The 22,636-nt window shown below is 73.8% G+C and carries 15 protein-coding genes; 1 reads left to right on the top strand and 14 read right to left on the bottom strand.

Annotated features, from left to right (window positions below; all coding sequences use genetic code 11):
• Window positions 1-75: 75 nt before the first annotated feature.
• Window positions 76-3,060, top strand: a complete 2,985-nt coding sequence (locus IEZ11_RS30055; RefSeq protein WP_189266053.1) for a helix-turn-helix transcriptional regulator — start codon at window positions 76-78, stop codon at window positions 3,058-3,060.
• A 26-nt stretch (window positions 3,061-3,086) separates the two neighbouring features.
• On the opposite strand, the gene IEZ11_RS30050 is transcribed toward IEZ11_RS30055, so the two are convergent.
• From IEZ11_RS30050 to IEZ11_RS29985, 14 genes are all read right to left on the bottom strand, one after another.
• On the bottom strand, window positions 3,087-3,947 hold the full coding sequence (locus IEZ11_RS30050) for an ABC transporter permease (RefSeq protein ID WP_229713435.1): 861 nt from the start codon (window positions 3,945-3,947) through the stop codon (window positions 3,087-3,089).
• Window positions 3,944-4,960 (bottom strand): ABC transporter ATP-binding protein, encoded by a 1,017-nt coding sequence (locus IEZ11_RS30045; protein ID WP_189266052.1) that lies wholly within the window; start codon window positions 4,958-4,960, stop codon window positions 3,944-3,946. The genes IEZ11_RS30050 and IEZ11_RS30045 overlap by 4 nt, the downstream gene beginning before the upstream one ends.
• Window positions 4,957-6,081 carry a thiopeptide maturation pyridine synthase gene (locus tag IEZ11_RS30040; RefSeq protein ID WP_189266051.1) on the bottom strand — a complete coding sequence of 375 codons (1,125 nt, stop codon included), beginning with the start codon at window positions 6,079-6,081 and terminating at the stop codon, window positions 4,957-4,959. Before IEZ11_RS30040 ends, IEZ11_RS30045 begins: the two co-directional genes overlap by 4 nt.
• Window positions 6,078-8,555: a lantibiotic dehydratase gene (locus IEZ11_RS30035; RefSeq protein WP_189266050.1), complete on the bottom strand. Its 2,478-nt coding sequence runs from the start codon at window positions 8,553-8,555 to the stop codon at window positions 6,078-6,080. Before IEZ11_RS30035 ends, IEZ11_RS30040 begins: the two co-directional genes overlap by 4 nt.
• Window positions 8,552-10,405: a TOMM precursor leader peptide-binding protein gene (locus tag IEZ11_RS30030; RefSeq protein ID WP_189266049.1), complete on the bottom strand. Its 1,854-nt coding sequence runs from the start codon at window positions 10,403-10,405 to the stop codon at window positions 8,552-8,554. The genes IEZ11_RS30035 and IEZ11_RS30030 overlap by 4 nt, the downstream gene beginning before the upstream one ends.
• Before the next feature lie 100 nt (window positions 10,406-10,505).
• Window positions 10,506-11,921: a nitroreductase family protein gene (locus tag IEZ11_RS30025; protein WP_189266048.1), complete on the bottom strand. Its 1,416-nt coding sequence runs from the start codon at window positions 11,919-11,921 to the stop codon at window positions 10,506-10,508.
• Window positions 11,922-11,925: 4 nt separating this feature from the next.
• Window positions 11,926-12,903, bottom strand: a complete 978-nt coding sequence (locus IEZ11_RS30020; protein WP_189266047.1) for a lantibiotic dehydratase C-terminal domain-containing protein — start codon at window positions 12,901-12,903, stop codon at window positions 11,926-11,928.
• On the bottom strand, window positions 12,896-15,556 hold the full coding sequence (locus IEZ11_RS30015) for a lantibiotic dehydratase (protein WP_189266046.1): 2,661 nt from the start codon (window positions 15,554-15,556) through the stop codon (window positions 12,896-12,898). Before IEZ11_RS30015 ends, IEZ11_RS30020 begins: the two co-directional genes overlap by 8 nt.
• Window positions 15,556-17,109, bottom strand: a complete 1,554-nt coding sequence (locus tag IEZ11_RS30010) for a SagB family peptide dehydrogenase (RefSeq protein ID WP_189266045.1) — start codon at window positions 17,107-17,109, stop codon at window positions 15,556-15,558. Before IEZ11_RS30010 ends, IEZ11_RS30015 begins: the two co-directional genes overlap by 1 nt.
• Window positions 17,106-18,758, bottom strand: a complete 1,653-nt coding sequence (locus IEZ11_RS30005; protein ID WP_189266044.1) for a TOMM precursor leader peptide-binding protein — start codon at window positions 18,756-18,758, stop codon at window positions 17,106-17,108. Before IEZ11_RS30005 ends, IEZ11_RS30010 begins: the two co-directional genes overlap by 4 nt.
• Window positions 18,751-20,736, bottom strand: a complete 1,986-nt coding sequence (locus IEZ11_RS30000) for a hypothetical protein (protein ID WP_189266043.1) — start codon at window positions 20,734-20,736, stop codon at window positions 18,751-18,753. The genes IEZ11_RS30005 and IEZ11_RS30000 overlap by 8 nt, the downstream gene beginning before the upstream one ends.
• A gap of 121 nt (window positions 20,737-20,857) precedes the next feature.
• Entirely contained in the window at window positions 20,858-21,025 is a 168-nt protein-coding gene (locus tag IEZ11_RS29995; protein ID WP_107067791.1) for a thiomuracin/GE37468 family thiazolyl RiPP peptide, read from the bottom strand.
• Window positions 21,026-21,102: 77 nt separating this feature from the next.
• Entirely contained in the window at window positions 21,103-21,270 is a 168-nt protein-coding gene (locus tag IEZ11_RS29990) for a thiomuracin/GE37468 family thiazolyl RiPP peptide (RefSeq protein ID WP_159027190.1), read from the bottom strand.
• 66 nt (window positions 21,271-21,336) lie between these two features.
• Entirely contained in the window at window positions 21,337-22,401 is a 1,065-nt protein-coding gene (locus tag IEZ11_RS29985) for an LLM class flavin-dependent oxidoreductase (RefSeq protein WP_189266042.1), read from the bottom strand.
• Between the last annotated feature and the right edge of the window lie 235 nt (window positions 22,402-22,636).

Genomic DNA, 22,636 nt, shown 5'->3' with positions numbered 1-22,636 from the left:
AGGGGGAGCGGAAACCGCGGGGTTTCCGCCGGATTGTTCACGTGACGAGGAGGAGCGTTGGCTCGGGAGAGCGGCTTGACCAGCCGACACGAGTTGATCGGCAGACAGAAGGAACTGGAGGCGATCGGCGGCCAGGTGGGCAGGCCGGTACCGATCGTGGTGCGCGGACCACGCGGGGCGGGCAAGTCCGCGCTGCTCGACGAGGTGGCGTCCGGGTGCCGGGACCGCGACGTCAGGACCATCACCGTCGAACTGTCCTCGGCCGCGGGGGAGAGCTGGGACCTGTTCGGGGCGCAGGCCGTGCTGAGAGCGCTCCGCGTGCGGTTCGCCGACATCGGCGGGTCCCGGCTGGCGACCGCGCTGGCCACCGTCAACCAGCTGTGCACACCCGCGAACTACGATGCGCCCGCCGCGCGCGGCAGGCTTTTCCACCAGCTCCAGCGGCTGTTCGAGAGCTTCCGCGGCGGGGCCGCGGCGGTCGTGCTGTTCGACGACGTCGACGCGGCTCCGGCCACGGTCGTCGCCACGGCGTCCGCGGCGCTGCGGGCCGGGTGCACCGTGGTCGTCGCCTGCGACGACGAGGGCGTCGCGCTCGAACTGACCGCCTTCGGCGAAGCGGCCGGTCAGATCGTCGAACTCGGGCCACTGGGCGATCGGCACATCGGTGAACTGGTCGCCGCCGCGACCCGGCACCGGCCCGACCCGGCGGTGGTGCCGGCGATCCAGGCGGCGCTCGGCTCACTGGCCGGGAACCCGGGCGCGGTGCTGGCCCTGTGCGACCTGCTCAGGAGCCAGGGCCGGCTCACCGACGTCGGCGGCGCCCTGTGTCTGGCCGATCCGGACGCGCCGATCGCGCTCCCGGCCGGCCACTGGCTCGTCGGGCTCGTCGAGCGGACCCACGCCTTCGGCCTACGGCTGCTCGCGCTGATCGCGGACTCGGAGTGGTTCGGCATGGACGACCTCGCCGTCTTCGCCTCCGCCGTCGACGGTGAGCTGGCCGCGTGCGGCCGCGCGGTCGACGAGTTCACCGCCGTCGGCGCCCTGCTGTGCACCCCGGACGGGATCCTCACCCTCGCCTGTCCGGCACTCGGCGCGGCCGCGATCGACGCGGTCGGCGGGGACCGGCTGCGCGCGCTGCACCTGGCCTTCGCACGGCATCTCGCCGCCCGTGGCCCGAGCCTCGGCCACGTCCTGCTCCCGCTCGCCGACCACCTGGCCGCGGCGGGCGCCGTGGACGTCGGCGACATCGACGCGGCCGCGCTGCTGGAACGCGCGGCCCACCGGATACGCCCGGTGAACCCGCCGCTGGCCGCGCGGTGGCACCGAGCGGCACTCGCCCACTGCGCGGCCGCCGACCACCCGCGCCTGCTCGACGACCTGCTGCGCGAGCTGGTACGGATCGGCCGGTACGACTGGCTGGGCAAGGTACTCACCGAGGCGGCGCGCACCGGCGGCGAGCCGGCCAGCACCGCCACCCCCGGCGTGCTGAGCGCCGCGACCTGCCTGGCGGCGCTGCACACGGGCGCCCCCTTGCCGAGGGGGACGGCCTTGGCCGCAGGCACCACCTCGCCCACGGGCGCGGCCTCGCCCACGGGCGCCGCCTTACCCACAGGCGCCGCCTCGCCCGCGGGCGCCGCCTCGCCCATAGGCGCCGCCTTACCCGCAGGCGCCGCCTTACCCACAGGTGCCACCTTGCCCGCGGGCGCCACCTCGCCCGCGGGCGCCACCTCGCCCGCGGGCGCCACCTCGCCCGCGGGCGCCGCCTCGCCCACAGACGCCACGTCGCCCGCGGGTGCGGCCTTGCCCACGGGCGCCGCCTTACCCACAGGCGCCGCCTCGCCCACAGACGCCGCCTTACCCACAGACGCCGCCTCGCCCACAGACGCCGCCTCGCCCACAGGCGCCGGTGATACGCCCGTCGTGTCGGCCTTCGGTCGTACGTCGGCCGGGTCAATCGTCGGTCGGTGGTTCGGGGCGAACGAGCCCTTCGGGGTCGCGGAGCTGGCGTACGCGCTGGCGCCCCTGGGCGGGACGCACCATCCGCTGGCGGCTCCGCAGCCGGACGGCTGGTTCGACCCGATCGGTGTGTTCAGGGCGGTGCTCGGACCGGCGTACGGCACACCCGAGCGCGGTCCGCTCGTGCTGTACCGGCGGATCGTCGACGGCTACCGACGCGGACGGTGGGACGACGCCCTGTCCGCCGCGCGGACGCTGGTGGCGACCTGCCCGGCGGCCACACCCGTCCATGAGCTGGCGCGGCTGCTCGCCGCGGAGATGTGCGAACGCAGGGACGATCCCGGCCTCGCCGAGAGCTGGTTGGGCGACCCGGACCGGCGCGGTGCGTTTCCCGCCGTCCGCGGCTGGGTCGAGATGGGCCTGCTGCAACGCCGGGGCCGGCCCGACGCGGCGCTCGCGTTCGGCCGACGCGCCTGCCGGACCGCCGTACGAGCCGCCGCGGCCGGTGACACCACGGGACTGCACCTGCTGATCATCCGGCACGCGTTCCTGGCCACAACCCTCGGCGACCGCGCGGGCCTGGCGGAGATCCAGGGGGCGGCCAGGGCCTGGCGCGGTCACTCCGACCGGCCCGAACCCTGCGTCACCGAACTCCTGGTGACCGCGATGGCGCAGAACTCGTTTCCCGCCGCCCAGGCGGCGGCCGCCGCGCTGCGGGCACGGGGCCACCTGACCGAACTCGCGACCGCGTGCCTGGTCGCCGCGCGCACCGCGGACGACACCCGGCCGTGGCTCGGCACCGCCGACGAGATCGCCGGGCAGCTGGGCGACACCGGGCTGCGTACCTACGTCAGGTCGCTCGCCCGCACGCGCGGCGTGACCCTGCCACGGCGCACGACGAGCTCACGTTCCAGCACGGAGGTCGAGGTGCGCATCATCGAGCTGATCCTCCAGGGCATGACCAACAGACAGATCGCCGCCGCCATCCGGTTCAGCGAGAAGAGTGTGGAGCGCCATCTCACCAGGCTGTTCGCGAAGACGGGCTGTCGTTCCAGACTGGACCTCGTCGCCGCGTACGAACGGGGGATGCTGGCCCGCACCTGACCTGCTGCCGCTGTCGGCGACCGGCGCTAGCCGAGCGCGCGGGACATGAATCCCCTGATGCCGATCGCCGCGGCGGCCAGCAGGGCGAACACCAGCACCAGGATGTCCGTCCCCAGCGGGATCACCCGCAGGCCGGGCAGGGTCGCGGCGCGCAGGCCCTCGCTGACGTAGGTCAGCGGGTTGGCCGCGGACACCACCTGGAACCACCTCAGGTGGCCGAGGGACGACCACGGGTACTGGACGGATCCGGTGAACGTCAGCGGGGCCAGGACCAGGGAGAAGGTGACGCTGATGCGTTCCGGCGAGACGATCGTGCCGAGTGCCAGTCCGACACCGGCGCCGGTCGCCGAGCCGAGCAGGAGGACGAGCAGCACGCCCGGCCAGGCCGTGGCCGGCCAGGCCGCGGTGCCGAGCACGAGGAACCCGATCGGTGCCATGACGAGACCGGCGAACAGGCCGCACAGCGTGCCGAACACCAGCTTGGCCACGGCGACCAGGGACCCCGGCAGAGGGGCGAGCAACCGGTCCTCGATCTCGCCGGACCACGAGAAGTCCATGATCAGCGGCATCGCGGTGTTCTGCAGGGAGACGAGGAACGCGTTGAGCGCCATGACGCCGGGCAGCAGTGCCTCGCCGAAGTCACCGTGGGTGTAACCGGCCACCCCGAGCACCTTGCCGAAGACGAAGAACAGCAGCAGCGGCTGGACGATCACCTGTACGAGGAACGGGGCCGGCCGCCGGGCCGTGGTGAACAGGTCGCGCCACAGGACCGCGAGGAAGGTCCGCGTCACGGGACCCGCGTGCCGCGACGGTCCCGGATCGGCGTCTCCGGTGTCCGGGTCCGGGTCCGGCACGTCCAGGTCGGCGGTTTCGGTGCGGGTGGTCACCGCAGCTCCCTTCCGGTCAGGCTGATGAAGACGTCCTGGAGGCTGGGCCGGGCCGTCGACAGCCCGACCGGCTCGGCCCCGTGGTCCGCCAGGACGCGCAGTACGTCCGGCAGCAGGACCGACGGATCCTTGTGGGTGCGTAGCCGGAAACACCGTTCGGCGGCCGCCGCGGCGCCGGTTCCGCGGGCCGGCGGACCCTGCTCGGCGGAGTCGGCGCCGGGCAGCTCCGCCAGCGCCGCGACGATCTCCGCGGCCTCCGCGGCCTCCTCGGCCTTCTCGGTCGGCGGGTCCGTGCCGCGGACCTGCGCGGTGATCGTGGTGCCGCCGGGCAGCGCCTCGGTCAGGGCGCGCGGTGTGTCCAGCGCGAGCAGCCTGCCGTGGTCCACGATGCCGACGCGGTCGCAGAGGTCCTCGGCCTCCTCCATGTCGTGCGTGGTGAGCACCACGGTGACACCGCGCTCGCGCAGTTCGCGGATGCGGTGGTGCAGGAACAGGCGGGACTGGGGATCCAGACCGGTCGAGGGCTCGTCCAGGAACAGCACCCGGGGCGCGTGCATCAGCGCCCGCGCGATGACGACCCGCTGCGCCTGGCCGCCGGAGAGCCGTTCGACCCGTTGGCCGGCCTGGTCGGTGAGCCCCATCAGGTCGAGCAACTCGGCGGCCCGGCGCACCCGTTCGTCGCGGCCGACGCCGTGGTAGCGGGCGTGGAAGAGCAGGTTCTGCCGTACGTCGAGGGAGCGGTCCAGGTTCTGGCGTTGCGGCACGACCGCGAGCAGGCGCTTCGCCCTGGCGGGCCGGGCCACCACGTCCGTGCCGAAGAGGAGGCAGCGGCCCGAGGTCGGCAGCATCCGGGTGGTCAGCACACCGACGGTGGTGGACTTGCCGGCCCCGTTCGGGCCGAGCAGGCCGAAGACCTCGCCCCGCTCGACCGTGAAGCTCAGACCGTCCACGGCGGCCGGCGCGTGCGGGTGGTAGCGCTTGACGAGTTCGCTGACGGTGACGGCGTGGCTCATGCGCGCTCTCCCCTCTCCAGGCGGCCGCCGTTGTCGACGAAGCCGATCAGGTCCTGGATGCGGTCCATGGCGGTCACTCCGTGCACGTCCTCGACGGCGCGGGAGACCACATGGCAGACGAGGTTGCGTTCCAGCTCGCCGATGCCGAGCCGGTACATGTTGAGGTACAGCCAGTTGAGGACGATCCGGTACTGCTGGAAGGCGTTCCAGTCACCGAGTTGGTCGGCCGCCGCCCGGTGGCCGCCGAGCACCCGGTGGAACGGGCTGCGGTCCGACCAGGCGCTCCAGGTCGACCCCCACTCCTGCGGGCCGCCGTTCTCGTCGGTGTCGAGCACCAGCTCACCGGAGACGATCAGCTCGTTGGCCTGGTTCCGGTAACGGAGCAGGCTGTCCAGAAGGCCGCCGAACCGGATCACGTCGTGGTGGTCGTCGGCCGCGGTGATCTCGGCGACCCGGCGCCGGAAGAGCTCGGCGTTGGCCTCGTAGACCCGGTCGAACCGGGCGCGCAGGCCGTCCGGCGACTTCGCCAGGAACGCGTCGGCGTGACCGCGGAAGGAGAGGTAGCCGTAGGTGACCGGCGGCAGGAACCGGTTCGCCGCCGCGATGAACAGGTCGACCGCGAGCGCCATCCTGGAGCCGCCGCCCCGGGCCCAGTCGAGGATGTCGAACACGACGTCGTTGGTGTCGGCGTAGTAGCCGGCGAGCAGGTCCGCCGCGGCCGTCCCGCCGAGCACGTGCAGCCGCTGGTCGTGGGGCGCGATCTCGACGGTGTTGTCGGGCGCCCAGGGGGTCAGCGGTCCGCGTTCGCGTTCCTGCTCGGCGAGCCGGAGGTGCTCCGCGTATGCCTCCCGCTCGTCCAGGACGACGGTGGACGGACACGCCCGCAGGTACTCCTCCAGCACGTCGGCGACGGCCGGCCGGACGGCGTCCTCGAAGGCCTCCTCGCTCGCCCGGACCGGGATGCGGACGTGCGGGCCGCGCCGCCAGTGCGGCTGGAAGTACACCCCGGACACCGCGGGGGCCACCCTCGCGATGAACGGGCGGACGGCGTCGAGCAGCAGACCGGTGCGGTCGCCGTCGTGATGGAAGACGTTCACGCTGCGCCACGAGGACTCGGTCATCTCTCTTCTCCCTGGCATTCCTGCCGGCATTCCCGCCGGTAATCCCGCCGGTGTTCAAGGCAGTTGAGCTCGATCACGTACTCGGTCACCCGCGGTACCCCCTGGTGGTCGACGACCGCCGTCTCCGGCTCCGGAGCGACCTCGTGGAACACGGCCACACCGGCCGGGTCCCCGGCCATTCGCTCGAAGGCCCGTACGAGAGGCGGCGAGCCGATGTCGACGTACACCGGCTTGCGGCTGCGATCCCCCGCGAGCGCGCCGGCCGCGATGGCGGGCGGCCGCAGCACGGACACGAAGAACCGCGGCGGGATGCCGTGTTCGGCCAGCCAGGCCGCCATCGTGAGCAGGAAGTCCGCGTCGGACCGACCGGGCGGGCGGCACGGCAGGGTTCCGGCCTGGGCCACCCAGGCGGCCCGGCGGAGCACCACCCGCCCGAGGGTCAGCCGGGGCGCGTGCAGCACCCGGCCCGCCCCGCCGCCGGCGCTCACGTCGTGCTCCAGCGGCTGGTCGGGCCGCAGCAGGACGGGGGTCTCGCCGAAGGCCTCGATCAGCAACGCCATGACGGGCGGGAGCTGCCGCTCGTAGGAGAGTCCGCCGTGCACGGGCCGGACGACCGTCCCGTCGTCGAAGAGGGCCGGCAGCCCGTCGTCGTCCACGCCGACCGTCAGACGGGCGGGCGGCGGGTAGTCGAGCCGGTCCGGCAGGGTCAGCTCGCGCTGGTTGAGCGAGGTGGCGAGGGTCTGCGCGAACTCCGCGTACACCGGCGCGCCCGGGTACACCGCGTCGACCGGGAGCGGATCGTCCGCGACATGGCGCAGGAGCCGGCGCACCTGGGCCCGGCCCCGGCCGAATCCGGAGTTCACCGCGTTCACGATCAGCCGGGCGCCGTCGTACTGGGCGTACACGGCGACCGAGCCGGGCGGACGCACCCAGGCGGGCGACGCGTCGAGCACCCGCTCGACCCGCCGCCGGTCGGGCAGCGCGCGCCGGACGTCGGCGATCAGGCCTGCCAGTTCGCGTACCTCCGCGACCGGGCTCGCGGCCAGGGTCCCGGTGGACCCGGTCATGTCGAAGGCGACCGCGGCGGGGTGCAGCCGCATGGCCTCGTGGCCGTCCCGCACGAGTTCGGCGTAGAACCGGTCGAACGGCACCGGTGCTCCGGTGCCGAAGCGCTCCCGGACGAACGCGGCGACGGCCAGCCTGAACGGCAGCGCGCCGTCGAAGACCGCGAGCAGCCGGCCGGCGACGGCGAGATCGCCGAGGATGTCCCGCCAGGCGGGCAGGCCCGCCTCGACCACGACTCCGGGGATGACCGACTGTTCGGTGACGACGTCCCGCAGCCTGCCCGTGATGCCGAGGGCCGGCAGCCGCTCGGCCAGCGCCGATCCGAGCGCGGTCCGGTCGGTCCCGTTCGCGTCCGCGTAGCCGCGCAGCGCCTCCCGGACCTCGTCCAGTCCGGGCACCCGGTCCGCCAGCCGGCCCAGCGGATCGACCCCGTGCTCGTCGAAGTCCGGGTCCGGCCGGAGCATCAGCAGGCCGCTCGCCAGCAGCGAGCTCAGGTATCCGGCCGCCCGCTCCGGCGGCGCGGGAAAGCCGGCGGTCAGCTCGGCGAGCGTCGGCCGGGCGGCGGCGGCCCGCAGGCAGTGCCGCAGCGGCGGGGTCAGCGGCAGGGTGAGGAGCTCCTCGGCCGGTGCCGGTCCGAGGAACCGGACGCTGTCGGCAACCAGGCGCGCGCTCGGGTTGATCCGGACCGTCGGCCCGGTCAGCCCGGCGGCCAGCCCGGCGGTCAGCGGAGCGAGGACCGACAGGTCGAGTTCGACGACCGAGCGCGGCGGCTCGGTCGCGGTCCAGCGCAGGGCCGGCCCGTCCGGGACGAACCGGCCCAGGCCGCTCGCGGTGAAGGTGCTGAACGGGCTGGTCTTGACCGCGGCGCGGACGACGTAGCCGGCCAGCCGGATCAGCTCCTGTCTGCCGGGCTTGCGCCGCAGCACCTCGCGCAGGGTCGGGCTGGCGTGCGCGAGGCCCTGGTCGAAGCGGGGGTCGGCGGCGATCGCGCGCAGCCTGGCGTCCACGGACCGGTCCGCTTCGGCCAGCACGGCCGGCAACTCCGCGCGCGCGGCGCGGTGATCGCCCAGCTTGCGGCCGAACTCGGTTATGTCCGCGGCGAGTTCGGTGTCGGGTGCGGCGTCGAGGGCGGCGGTGACCAGGGGGTCGGCGAGCAGTCGCGCCGGGTCGCGCAACTGGTGCACGGTACGCCGCAGCGCGACCAGCTTCGGTTTCGCCGCGGGGTCGCGCAGGGCTCCGATCACGGCGTGGCAGCGGTCGGACAGTACGGCGGCCTCGGCCGTCAGCTCGGCCGCCGTACGGGACGTCGTGAGCAGCGCCTGCCGCAGCCGGTGGTCGACGAGCCGGCCGGGCACGGTCGCCGGGAGGGCCGCGACGCGGACCGCGAAGGTGGTGGCGTGGCCGCTCATGGGAACGGGTGGGGGTGCGGGTTGAGGTCGGCGTCGGTCAGGGGGCGGGGCGCGTGGCCGAGCCGGTAGGGGACCTCGTGCAGCCGGGGCAGCCCGGTGGTCCGCCGGTTGCGGTGGCCGAAGGTCATGGACAGGGCACCGGGCGCGATCACCTTCACGCAAGTCAGGCCGGCGGCCTCGTGCAGCGGCGAGGTCTGGTCCACGACCACCACGTCCATGCCGCCGGCCAGCATCCGGGCGACGGCCTCGGTCAGGTCGTCCCGCAGGTCGGCATGGCCCGGCCAGGGTGTGCGGCCGAGCCGGTCCCAGCCGGTCCGGCGGTCGCCGGAGAGCAGGAAGCCGAAGCGGTCGTACGCCTCCGGGGTCGCGTTGCACAGCGCGTGGTCGGTCATGACGCGCACCAGCTCGGGATCGGCGGCCATCCGCCGGGCCCGTTCGGCCTCGGCGGGGTATCTGCGTGCCTCCTGTTCGATGATGGGCGCCAGCTCGCCGAGCGCGGTGAGCACGGCGGCGGCCGGGTCCAGCGCCGATCCGCTGGTGCAGACGACCCGGGGCCGGGTGGCGGCGCCGGTGGTGTCCTGCGCCAGCACCCAGAACGCGGGAATCGCCTCGGCCAGGGTCATGTCGAAGACGCGGAGCCGGTATCCGGTGCGCTCGATGCGTTCGACGACGAGCCCGATGCGCGGGTCGGGCGCCCGCGCGAGGTCCACCTCCGGGACGGGCATCCGGGCGTACCAGGTCATCAGGAACGCGTCGCGCTCGACGACCTCCAGGATCCCGTGCAGGATCGCCTCCTCCACGCAGCCGCCGAGCGCGCAGCCGTTGGAGATCTCGAAGGTGAAGGGCTTGTCCGGTGCGGCTGCCCCCGGCTGCCAGGTGGTCCGGTAGTACGCGTACGTCTCCGGGACGAGCACCGGCCGGGCCTCGCGGAACGAGTACGCCCACACCCAGGACACCACGGCGTCCTCGGTGAACGGCTGGTAGGGGCAGTCCGGCTCCAGGTAGCGCGCCGCGGGGAACAGGCCGAGCGAACGGGGGTCGAGGGCGTCGGCGGCGAGTTCGGCGTAGCTGCCGCGCACCGTGGTCCGCTTGCCCCAGGGCCACTGGCCGCCGAGCCGCTCCAGGGCCTCGGCCACCGCGGTGGCCCGGCAGGAGGCGAAGTCTCGGGTGCGTCCGAAGCCGGCCTCGCCGCGGTAGCCGTACTCGGTCAGGACCGCCTCGGCCAGCGGGAACAGCGAGTCCCGCAGGCCGCGGGGCGGGGCGACCACACCGGTCTCGGCATCGACGTACAGCTCGGTCAGCCGGGGTTCGGAGAGCTCGCCGATCCGGGCGGCGCGCACCGAGGGCTTGGGCCGGGACCGGGGGACGATCTCCGCTCGGGCGGCCGTGTCCTCGGGCAGCGCCCCGCAGACCGGGCACAGCGGGTCCGGGAGGAAGGTGTGCCGGGTCAGGGACAGATCGCGCAGGCCGAGGTACCAGCAGCGGTTCTCGGCGACGCCGGAGTGCAGCAGCTCGCGCACGCTCTCGGCGGCGACGTCGGACAGCCAGTCCGACGGCCGCGCCGCGATCCGGTCGTCCGTGCGCAACTGCTCCGTCCACTGGTCGCGTTCGGGCGCGCCGGCCCGCCATTTCTGCACGCACCAGACGCAGCCGCGCGCACCGGGCCGTACCAGCGGACCGATCACGACCCGGTCGAGCTCGGTCCACACCGGCAGCCAGGGTTCGCCCCGGTCGTGCGCCGCGGCCCAGTCGCCGTCGTCCCAGCCGTCGCGTGCCACCACCAGCACCGACGGTGGCCGCCGCGCGATGGCAGCGGCCAGCCGACCACCACCGAGCACCGTCTCACTCACCTTCGCCCCTCCCTCCCCACACCGGCCCGCGCCACATCAGGCACCACATCGGTCCGCACCACACCGGTCCGCACCCCGTCGGCCCGCACCACGCCCGCCCTCACCACGTCAGCCGGAACTCGGGGCGTAGTCCGCCGGGGTGTTCGGTGCCGAACTGGGCCACCAGGAGGCTCCGGCGGCGCCCGGACAGGCCGAACCAGGTGTCCAGCAGGTGGGTGAGCACGTCGTTCTGGATCCGGCTCGCCACGTCGACGGTCGCGGCGGCCAGGCAGGCCCGGTGCAGCGCGGCACCGGCGGCGGCCTGCTGCACCCGGTACCAGCGGGCGCCGAACCGCTCCTCGGCCGCTTCGGCGTCTCCCACCGGCAGCAGCCACACGTTCGCCGTGCGGGCGCCCTGCTGGGTCAGCGCGGCCAGCGCCGCCTCGCGCAGCCGCTGCCGGGGGTCGCCCTCGCCCACCAGCTCCAGCTCGTGTTCGCCCGGGTGGTAGCGGTAGGCACCGGCCGGGACGCCGGTCACGTCGGCGACGACGCAGTAGAACTCGACCAGGTTGGCCGGCAGGTCCCAGCGGGCGTCCTGCGCGTAGGCGGTGAGAATCGTGGCCAGCGCGCCGGCCGACATGGTCGCGCCGCTGAAGCCCCGCATGGCCGCGTGCCGGGTCCGGGTGCCGGCCGCCAGATCCGGTGCCGCGTGCGGCAGGCCGACCCGCTTGCCCTCTCCCGAAGGCGCGGCCGGCAGCGGTTCCGGGCCGGGGCGGCTCTGCGCGAGCACGGCCGTGTGGGCACCGTGGGCGCGCGGGAACGCGGCCAGCGAGGGCCCGCCGTACCCGGCGGGCACCGGCGGGAGCAGCTCGACGACCGCGTGCGCCCCCTCCTCCCCGGGGTCGAGCCCCAGCACCTCGGCGACATCGGCGTCGGGAAAGCACAGCCGGGCCGTGGCGTTCTGGCCCTCCGCGACCACGAGGGCCTGCGCCACCTGGATGCCGGCCTCCAGGCAGGCGAGGCGGTAGTACATCTCGCCGTACTTGGCGGCCAGCCGCCAGAACACGTTGGTCTGCACGAGGACCGTCCCGGCCGGCCGGGACGCCGCCCAGCTCCGGTAGTCGCCCGCGCGCAGCCGCACCAGGTCGTGCCGGGCCGGGTCGTAGTAGTAGACGCCGGTGGGCACCTCGGAGTCGGGGCCGGCGAGCACGTACCACTCCGCGCTGTAGCGGGCGCCGCCCGACGGCGTCGGGCGGCGGGTCACCAGCCACTGCAGCGGATCGGCGTCCGGGATGGCCTCGAAGCTGTCGGTGAAGGGCAGCATGTCCAGCGGGGTCAGCCACTGCGACCGGGTGATGCCGCCGAGATCGGCGAGCAGCCTGCCCAGCCGGTGCGCGGACCGCTCCGGCGGCCAGGGCAGCGGGTGCCGCGGCGCGCCCGGGTAGGTCTTGACCACCCGGGGCGGGTACGACCCCGGGTTCGCGACCTCGGTCGGGGTGTGGACGTCCTCGTGATAGCGCGTGGTCCCCTTGGTCATGGCGTCACACCGCACACAGGTCGAACGCGGTCCTGGTCAGCAGCAGCCGCAGATGGGACTCCTGGGCCAGACTGATGCCCAGCCGGTTGCACATCAGATGCGCGCAGCGTTCCACGATCAGCTGGGGCACCAGGTGGTTGATGTGCTCCAGCACGTCGGCCGGGGCCTCGAAGCTGGGATAGGCGTCCAGCTCGCCCAGCAACTCCAGTTCCACCAGGGTGTCGTTGAGGTCCCGCATGGTCGTCAGCCACCTGTTCGCCACGGACGCGTCCGGCAGCGCCACACCACGCGTCGACGCCCACACCGCCTCCAGGCCGGCCCGCAGCGCGGCCTTGTTCGCGTCGAAGTGCTTCTCGAACTCCGCCGATTCCAGCAGCCGCGCCGCCCCGCCGCCGCTCTCCACCAGGAACCGTGCCTGGTAGGCGAGTTCGGGCAGGATGCCGGTGAACAGGGTGCGGTTGGCGGCCAGCATGGCGAAGGCGTCCATGGCCCGCTGTCCCGGCGTGCGCCCGCGCGCGACCAGTTCGACCGCCAGCGCGCTGGCCGCCATGAGCTGCCTCTCGACCGCCGCCAGCGAGCGGCCGGTGCCGAACACCTCGGTCTCCGGGACGTAGTCGATGAACGCCACCGAGTTGTCGGGGTGCAACTCCGTGTCGTAGTCGGTCATCCGCTCCAGCCCGGCGAGGCCGGGCGCGGACTCGGCGTACTCCTGCGCGGTCATCGAGGAGTGCGACGGCGAGGTCCGGTAGAACTCCGCGGCCGTCTCCTCGATGACCGAACGGACCTCCTGGACGTGCTCCGGGGAGGTGAGCACCCGCAGCCGCAGATGCGGACCGCCCTCCCAGTAGCGGAGGAAGAAGAAGCCGTCGGCGAGTCCGGCCCGGCGCAGCCGCTCGGCCGCGGGCCTGACGACGCCGACGATCGCGGCGTCCTGATCGCCGTGGTAGAAGAGGTGGGCGCTGACCCAACTGCGCTCAGACATAGGTCACTCCGGGCTCGTTCAGTTCCACGATGTACTCGGCGACGTGCTCGCCGCGGACGTGGCCGGGGTCCGGCACCATCTCGCTGATCTGCACGATCGAGTTCGGCTCGGCGAGCCTGCGTTCCAACCCGAGCAGCAGCAGCGTGCTCGCGAAATCCACGTAGTTCGGCTTGGTGTCGTTGCTCGGCCCCTGGCCGCTCCCGCCCGGGGCCAGGACGGCCGGGTCGAGAACGGTGACGAAGCAGCGCTCGGGGATGCCGTGTTCGGCCAGCCAGTCGGCCGTCCTCAGCATCCAGGCCGCGTCGGTCGTCGCGTCGGCCCGCCGGGGCAGCCGGTCCGCGCGGGTCATCCACATGGCGCGGCGCAGCACCACGTCGCCGACCATCAGCCGGGGCAGGTGGCGGACGCCGTCGTCCGCCCGCGGGTCCGACGTCATCCGCAACTCGGTGTGCGCGCCGAACCAGGTGTTGGCCTCGCCGAACGCCTCCAGCATGAAGCGGGCGGCGGGCGGCAGCAGCCGGTCGGCGCCCAGGCCCGGGTGGACCGGGCAGATCCGCCGGCCGAGCCGCCGCGACTCCAGCGCGAGCAGACCGTCGTCGCCGCGCCGCACGTACAGGTCGTTGACCGGCAGCAGGTCGGCGGCCTCGCGCACGCTGCGCACCCCGGGATAGTCGACGACCAGCCGGACGCCCGGCTTCCTGACGTTGACGGCGGACCGGGCCACGGCCTCGAACTCGGCGAAGAGCACGTCGCCGTGGCCGGCGGCCGGCCCCGGTTCGGCCGGCAGGCCGGCCCGCAGGTCGAGCACGTCCAGGATCTGCCGTACCCGGTTGCGGCCCCGGCCGAAGCCGCAGCCGATGTTGTTGACCACCAGTTCCGGGCCGTGCGGGGCGTCGGCCAGCTGGCAGTAGACCGCGACGGACGTCGGTGTGCGCACCCAGTCCGGCCAGTCCTCGGCCAACGCGCGCACCTCCTCGGGACGCACCCGGACCACCCCGTCCGGGTCGGGCGTCCGCTCACCCAGCAACCCTTTGACGGCGGTGCGCAGCCGGTACAGCTCGCGCACCGCCCCGACCGGGCTGTCCGGGCCGGCGAACCGGCTGTGCACGAGCGCGGACGGCCCGGCCCCGGCGGACTGCTCGGCCAGCACGTCCCGGTAGAACACCAGCAGCGGAACCTCCGCACCGGCCGGATACCGGCTCTGGAACAGCGAGCCGAGCGTCAGCTTGAACGGCAGATCGGGGCCGATCAGACCGAGCAGCGTGCGCACCGCGTCCAGGTCGTCCAGCAGCGGCCGCCAGGCGCGCCGGTCCAGCACGGCCGCCGTACCGGGGTACACCGCGTTCTCGTAGAAGCTGTACCGGGCGAACTCCTGGGCCAGTTTCGGGCTGTTCGTGTGGGCGTGGTCGCCCACCTCGCGCAGTGCCGTGTCCAGACCGCGGATCACGGCGTCGCGGACGGCGACCCGGTCGGCGGGTGCGGTGATCGTCGGGTACGTCGACAGCGCCTCCTGCACCCCGTGCAGGGTCCGGTCCAGCCGTTCCAGACCGGGCTGCCGGTGCCGGTGCAGCCAGCCGCGCAGGTCGGCGACCGGGTCCGGGGTCTGGTCGGCGAGCGGCGGGACCAGCTCCAGCAGGCCCAGCGCCACCAGCCGGCGCAGGAACACGTCGACCTGGTGCCCGTCGCCCGCCAGGGCCCGGAGCCTGCCCCGCAGCTCGTCCAGCGTGCTGTCGTGCGTGGTCAGTTCCATCACCCGGCGCAGGGTCGGGGTGAGGGCGAGGGTGTGCACGTACTCGACGGGGCGACGCCCCAGGAACACCAGCGCGCCGTCGACGTCCGTGGCGCTGGGGTTGATCCGGACCCGGCAGCCGCCGACGAACTCGGGGCGTTCGCAGAGGGCGCGCGCGATCCGGTGCAGCGACCCGACGCTGATCTCGGTCGCGGTCGTCGCGACGAGCCGCCCCGGGGCGGGCGGGCCGGACAGTTCGACGATCCCGTCCGCCTCGCCCCACGCGGCCAGGCCGCTGGTGGTGAACGTGGAGTACGGGCTGGTCTTCGCGGCGGACCGGGCGAGGTACTGCGCGAGGCGCAGCACGGTCTGGCGCTGCGGTGCGCGTCCGGTGCCGAACCACTTGTGCAGGGCCAGGAACAGGTCCGGGTTGGCGTGCACGAGGCCCAGCTGGAACGCCGGCACCCGGGCCGCGTCGCGCAGCGCCTCGTAGCTCGCGGCCCGGTCCTCCTCGACCTGGACCGGCAGCAGCGCCAGCAGGCGGTCGCGTTCGGCGACCCGCGCCGTCCAGTCCCGCACCGGGGCGAGCAGTTCGGCGGGTATGCCGGCCAGCCGGGCGGGATCGACGCGGCGACCGCGGTGCACGGCCCTGCGCACCGCGACGAGCCTGGCCTTGAGCTCCCCGTCGCCCGCGGCGCCGATCGCCGTGTGCAGCAGGTCGGACAGGCCGCCGGTCGTCTCGGCGATCCCGGCGCGCAGCCGCACCAGGTCCTGGGCGGTACGCCAGCTCCGCGCGCACCGCAGCCCGTCCAGCGCGGCGACCGGGCTGCCCGCGAGGCGGACCACGGCGGCCGGGCCGAGCACATAGCGGGCCGCGTCGGCAGGGGCTTCCCTGTCGGCAGAGGCTTCCCTGAGCGTGTCCATCACTCCACCGCCTCGGGCTCGACGGGTACGATCACGCGTCCGCCCGGCCCCGTCCTGGCCAGCAGGATCTGGAAGACCGGGGTGTGGCGCCGCTGGGTCAGACCGAGGGCCGCGCGCACCCCCTCGGCGTGGTAGGCGTTGACGATCCGGCCGGACAGGCCCTGGGCCGCGGCGGCGACGCACACCCGGTGCGCGAGCAACCCGGCCTCCTGGCTGAGCACGCGGTAGCCGCGGTCGCCGAAGGTGTCGAAGGCCCAGTCGCGGTCGCCGACGAGATGCACGACGGCGTTCATGTGCCGGAAGACCGGCCCCGGGATGGTGACGCGCTCGATCGCCGTGAGGGCGTCGCTGCCGCCGCCCGCCGGACCGGCCGGATGCAGTGCGCCGGTGTCCCGGTCGAGCCGGTAGCAGCCCGCCGGTATCCCGGTGAGGTCGCCGACGGTCAGGTAGACCTCCAGCGGCGCGGGTCCGCCGGCCGGAACCGCGTCGCTGGTCACCCCGGTGCGGGCGCGGGCCAGCCGTGTCCAGAGTTCGACGCCGTCGACCCGCGAGGCGACCGGCCGGAAGACCCCGGGCCCGGAGTCGCGCGCCCGCAGCACGCCGGCGAGGCCGGCCTCCGGGACGTCGGCGGCGGGCAGGGGCAGCGGTACGCCACCGGACGCGTCGGACTCCGGCAGGGCGTCCGGTCCGGCCGTCGCGAAGCCCGCGGTGTCCGTGCGCAGGGACGCGCGGTTGACCTTCGTCAGGGTCGGGCAGGCCTGCGCGACCCTCAGCCCGCCGGGGACGACGGCGGGCTCGATCGGGTCGAGGGCCGCGGCCAGCGCCTCGGCGGTCCGGACGGCCGTGGCGCGCCGGATCCCGGCGGCGGAGAAGTGCAGCGGCAGGACCACGAGGGCCGGTTCCTCGTCCTGGTCGAGTCCGAGCAGCCGGTTGACCGGCTCGTCGACGAACTGGTGGTGCACATGGGCGCGCAGCCCCATGGCCCGCGCCACCAGGTCGATGTTCCCGGCGAGCAGACCGGCCTCCTGCGTGCACAGCCGGTAGGCGTAGTCGCGGTAGATGTACGCGGTCTTGGAGAACAGCCCGGCGAGCACGAACACGGCCTCCGGCAGGTCGCCGGCCGCTCCGGCCGCGTCGGCCAGCAGGCGCCGGTGGTCCCCCTCGCGCAGCCGCACCAGCGCGTGGTGCGGGGCGTCGTAGTGGTGGACGCCGTCGGCCAGGCACACGTACAGCTGGACGCCGAACAGGCAGCGCGCGGAGGCGACCATCCGGTGGTAGGGCCAGGTCCCGTCGGTGTCGAACTCCTGCCGGGAGATGCCGTAGCCGTAGCGCAGCAGCGTCGACAGCGCGGGCTCGTCCAGCGCCGTGACCCTCGTCAGCTCCCTGGGGACCCTGGTGGTCAGCGGGCGGCGGGGCCGGCCCCGGTAGATCTTGAACTTCAGCGGCTCGTCCGGGTTGCCGTACTCCGACTGCCGGGTCTCCATCGCGACGGCGAGGTCCTCCAGGCTGACCCGCCAGAACTCCCGGCCGGCGCCGTCCTCGCGCGCGGTCACGGAAACGGATGCGGGTGCGGGTTGCGCACCTCGGGGAGCCGGGGCAGGCCGGTCACCCGCCGGGCCGCGTGTCCGAAGGTCATCGGCACCGAGCCCGGTGCCATCACCTTGACGCATCTGAAGCCTCCCGATGTCTGTTCCGTGGAGGTGGTGTCGACGGCGACGACGTCCATGCCGGCCGCGGCGAACCGCCGTACGGCCTCGTCGAGATCCGCGCCGATGTCGGGGTGGCGCGGCCAGTGCCAGCGGGCGAGTCCCCGGTCCCAGGCCAGCGGCTGCGGGGCGTCGAGCAGGAAGGAGTACCGGTCGAAGCTGTCCGGGTCGGCCGCGCAGAGCAGGTGGTCGGCCATCGAGACCACGTCGTCCGGATGGCCGGCCAGGTGCCGGGCCCGGTCGCGCCAGCCCGGGTCGAACGCGAGGACGGTGACGTACTCGACGGTCTGGCTCAGTTCGTGCAGCGCGGCGAGGATCGCCGCGGCCGGGTCCAGTCCGCTGCCGCCGGTCGAGACGGCCCTGGGCCGTCCGGTTCCGGTGACGTCCTCGGCGAGCGTCCAGAACGACGGGATCCCGTGCTCCCGCGTGGTGTCGAAGACGTGCACGCGGTAGCCCTGCCGTTCGACGCGCTCGGCGACCAGCGGGATCCGGCGGTCGGGCACCGTGGCCAGGTCGATCTCGGGCAGCGGTGTCCGCCCGTACCAGGCCAGCAGGAACGCGTCGCGCTCGGCGACTTCGAGGATGCCGTGCAGCACCGCCTCCTCGTAACACCCCCCGAGCGCGCAGCCGCTGGAGATCTCGCAGGCGAAGCCGTGGCCGCCGCCCGGCGGCTTCGGCAGCCGGTAGTAGACGAAGCTCTCCGGTACGAGCACGGGCCGGCCGCGGCCGAACGAGTAGCCCCACACCCAGTCGGTGACCGCGTCCTCGGTGAACTCCCGGTACGGGAAGCCCGGGACCAGGAACCGGTCGGGGGGATACAGGCCGAGGGAGCGGGGGTCGATCGCGTCGTCGGCCACGTCGGCGTAGCCGGCCGTCACGCCGGTCCGCTTGGCCGGCGCGTACGCGGCGAGCCGTTCCAGCGACTCCGCCACCGCGATGGACCACGCGGAGTCGAAGTCCCGGGTACGGCCGTAGCCGGCCGCCTCCCTGGACACCCCGGGCACGGCCAGGACGGCCTCGGTGAACGGGAACGCGTGCTGCGTGTAGGAGGTGACGGACGGGATCAGGCCGCTCTGTCCGTCGACGTAGGCCGCGGCGAGCGCGTTCCGGTCCAGCTCGCGGACCCGGCTCGACCCGGGCGAGAGCTTGGCCCGCGCCCGCCGGACGGGCTTCGCGCCCTGTTCGGTGTCGGCGGGCGGGGCCGAACACCGCGGACAGCGCGGATCGGTGAGAAAGCCGTGCCGGGACAGCGCGAGCGTGGCCGTGTCGACGGTCCAGAACCGCTGGGCCTCGGGACCGGCCGCGGCCAGCCCGGCGACGGTGTCCGCGAGGAAGGTCGGCAGCTCCCGGTCCGGCACCTCGACGCCCATCTCGGCGGCGCGTTCGGCGGACGCCGCCGCGGCGCGCCGCGTGCGCAGGCACTCCGGGCAGCCCGGCGGCCACGGCCCGACGACCACCTGACGCGGTTCGCGGAGCACCTGTGGCCGATCAGCCATGGACGACCACGGCTCGCACCACGAAAGGACAGGTACGGGCGAGGAAGGGATCGTGGTCGAGCGGTACGGCGACCACGCGGCCGCCCTCCCGCGTCAGCGCCGCCACCGCCTCCTCCAGGGTCACGGAGTCCGGCCGGGATCCCGTGCCCGGCCGGGATCCCGTCTCTCCCCGCAGGTGGGCGGGCAGCTCGGGTACCGGCGCCGGCGCGTAGCCGGGCTGGTCGGCGGTCCGGGACTGGTAGGCGAGCAGCGTCTGTTCGAGACCCCGCTCCAGCGCGGCGTCGGCCTCCAGACCGCTCGCGTAGGCGACGGTGCCCTGCGGGGTGGTGAACGCGAACGCGGGCAGCCCGAGCAGGCCGGACAGATCGTGGACCTCGACGGACTGCCCGACGATCTCCAGCAGCTTCAGGCAGCGCGCACCGCGCGGGGTCAGTCCGGCGCCGTCCAGGTCCAGCCGGGGCAGCGGTCCGGTCGCGGTCGGCAGTGCCGCGACGACGCTGTCGTCGGCGAGCGCGACCACGGCGGCCCGCACGGCCTGCGACCAGTCGCGTCCGGAAGCGGCGGTCGGCGCGGGGAGGACCGCCGCGGCGTCGACCGCGACCGGCTCCCCGGTGAGCACGTCCAGGCCGTGCAGCCGGTCGCCCCGGCGGGGGTCGGCCATGACCGCCGCGTAGCGCTCGACGGCGCGCCGGACCGCCCGCTGGCGTGACTCGACCACGCTCTCGCCGTAGCCGTGCACCGGGAACGGACCGCCGGCCAGGCCGACCGGGTCGGAGACCACGACCTCGCTGACGAACAGCGGCAGCTGCTCGTAGTCGCGCTCGGTGATCTCGGCGAACAGGCCGGTCCGCGGGTCGACGCAGTCCACCGCGCGCCGGGCCAGTTCCTCGTCGTCGACGGGTGCCGCGCCCGCCAGCGCGGACAGCCGGGCCGGGTCGTCGGGGACGGCGGGCAGCGCGAGCGGGTGCGGCACGAAGGCGTGGTTCGCGGTCTCCAGCGTCTCCAGGTCGAACCGGACCAGGTGATCGGCGCCCGTGCCCTCGTCGATCCCCGTGAGATGCCGGAACGCCGCGAAGCACAGGTGGTTGGCGACCAGCGCGACCGTGGGACCGCGCAGGAACTCGCTCGGCGCCGCCTCCGGATGGTCGCGCAGATCCGCGCCGACGGTGTCCGGCGCGAGCGCGCACAGCCGCCGCCAGGCCGACTCCCAGGCGGTGGCGTCGCCGTCCTTGCCGGTCACCGGGCCGATCCAGGCCTCGTCGCCCACCACCACGGCCTGGGCGGAAGAGGCGCCCGCGGCCCCGGCCGCGACGGGCAGCAACCGGGCCCGGTCGATCATGGGGCGGTCCGCGACGTGCAGCACCATGGTGGCGTCGGCCACGACCTGGCCGAGGTCGCGGGCGTCACCGTCCCGGTAGCCGATCCGCTGCTCCGGGTCCTGTTCCCGCGCGGCGGCGAGGTGCTCGGCGACGCGGTCGCGGTCGAACGGCGACTCGGCGAACGGCGCCAGCACGGGTGCGCGCACACCGGCGCGCAGCTGCGAGTTGGCCAGGGCCTGCAACAGCGGGCCGGACCCGGCCAGCACGACGGTGCTGTCGCGGTAGCGCTCGAAGCGGAGCTCCGGCGAATCGGTGAAGTACTCGACGAAGGCGATGTTGGCCGCGTAGGTCCTGGCCAGGTCGGGGGTCAGCGTGTGCGGACGGTCGTCCAGCACGTTCTTGACGTACCCCTTGCCGTGCAGGAGCAGGATCAGCTTGGCCAGGGCGGCACGGCTGGACTCCGGCACGGCCGCGCACAGCTCGCCGAGGGTCCGGGTGCCGTCCAGCATCGGCGCGATCCGCTGGATCCACTCGTACGTCGACGCGCCCTTGAGCATCGACCCGCCGAGGTTGCTGCGTATGTACGCACCCTCCTGGACGCGCATGACGTAGACGTCCCCGCGCAGTCGCGGCCGCACCTTCTCGACATCTACTTCCATGACCACCGCTTCTTCGTGAATTGGTCGACAACTGGCCAGCAGGAGGACCGAGAGCCACCCGGTCCCCTTTCACGTACACGCACCGGCTAGAGCACATGTGCCGGAAGGATCAGCACCCGGATCAGGTGCAGGAGCAGCACGGGCAGCAGCAGCAACAGCTGCTCGCGCCACCGGAAGCGGACAGCTCCGTGAGGCCGTAACCGGCCGTCACCGAGGCGGGCACCACCTTGCCCAGGTCCACCAGCTCGAAGGCACTGTCGTCCAGCACCAACTCGTCGAATTCCTCCATGTCTTTCACCCCCTTTCCCGCTCGGTTCCGACAGGGGAGAAACGCACCGGAGACCAGGACCGGAAATCCGTGTCCGATCAGGTGCAGGAGCAGCACGGGCAGCAGCAGCAACAGCTGCTCTGGCCACCGGAAGCGGACAGCTCCGTGAGGCCGTAACCGGCCGTCACCGAGGCGGGCACCACCTTGCCCAGGTCCACCAGCTCGAAGGCACTGTCGTCCAGCACCAACTCGTCGAATTCCTCCATGTCTTTCACCCCCTTTCCCGCTGCGATTTCTCTGACCGGTGATATCGCCACGGCCGCACTCTCAGGTCACAGCGATTTCACCTCCGGCAGCACCTTGTCGCAGAAGAGCTCCAAGGTCCGCCGAGCTTCGGGAAGCGGCATCGCGCCGAAATCGATCTGCCACAGGATCTGGTCGACGCCGCCGATGTGGTCGTTGAACGCGCGGATGCGCTCGATGACCGTGGCCGGCGATCCGACGATCGCGCCGCCCTCGGTGTAGAGCGTGGTGGGCCGCAGACCGCGCAGCATCCAGCCGAACCCGGAGTAGCCGCGGTAGGCCGAGGACTCCCGCCGGTCCCACGGGCTCACGGCCTCCGCCCACACGTCCAGGTAGCGCCGCAGGTAGGTCTCGGCGAGCTCCTCCGCGCGCTCGTCGGTGTCCGCGACCACCAGCGGCAGGCTGGCCGCGACCCGTGGCCGCAGCGCGGAGCCGCCGTGCGCGGTCCGGAACGCGTCGCGGTAGAGGGTGAGGTGGTCACGGAACTCGTGCGGCGAGATCAGCGGGGTGATCAGCAGCCCCAGCCCTTCCGTGCCCAGCCAGGTGAAGCTCTCCGGGGTCCGTACCGCGGCGCCCCACACCGGCGGGTGCGGCCGCTGGGTGGGCCGCGGCAGGCCGGTCACCTCACGATAGGAGAAGAACGGCGTCTGCTCGCTGACCTTCTCCTCGGTCCAGATCCGCAGCACCGCGCGGATGGTCTCGCGGAACCGGTCGGTGCTCTCGTCCATCTCCAGGCCCAGCGCGTCGAATTCGTCGGGCAGATACGCCCGGGCGAATCCCACGTCGAGCCGGCCGCCGCTGATCGCGTCCACCTGGGCGGCTTCCGCGGCCAGTTGAACGGGGTGGTGGAACACCGGCAGAACACAGCCGGTCATCAGCCTGACGGACTTCGTCCGGGCGGCCACGGCGGACAGGAAACCCAGGGGGCTGGGACAGTAGCCGCCGTAGTGGTGCAGATAGTGCTCGGTCATCTTCACCGAATCCAGACCGCCCATCTCGGCCTGGACCGACAACTCCAGCGCGTCGCTGAAGTAGGTCTGTGGAGATTTCGTCTCCGGCGTGCAGTCAGGAAGAAAGGAAAGCCCGAAGCGCACCGATACCACTCCCTACCAACCGGATCCCCATCGGATCGACGCGGGATACGCCCCCATGCGGTCCCGGGGCCTGTCGGCGTCACCGGGGTGTCTCACGGAGGACGCTACGTCGGGCCACCGACGCGTTTGAGCCGCGGCAAGGTTCCGTTTCGAGGATGAGGGTTCTCACGCACGAGCCGCCCCGGGCATCGCCGGAGCCCCCTGAGCAGCTCGGCGGGCGGGGAGGCCGCGCCGG

The sequence above is a fragment of the Streptomyces fuscichromogenes genome, assembly GCF_014645815.1.
GTDB classification, from domain to species: domain Bacteria; phylum Actinomycetota; class Actinomycetes; order Streptomycetales; family Streptomycetaceae; genus Streptomyces; species Streptomyces fuscichromogenes.
The sequence above is the reverse complement of the archived record's forward strand: the minus strand, read 5'-3'. Positions and strand labels throughout refer to the sequence as shown.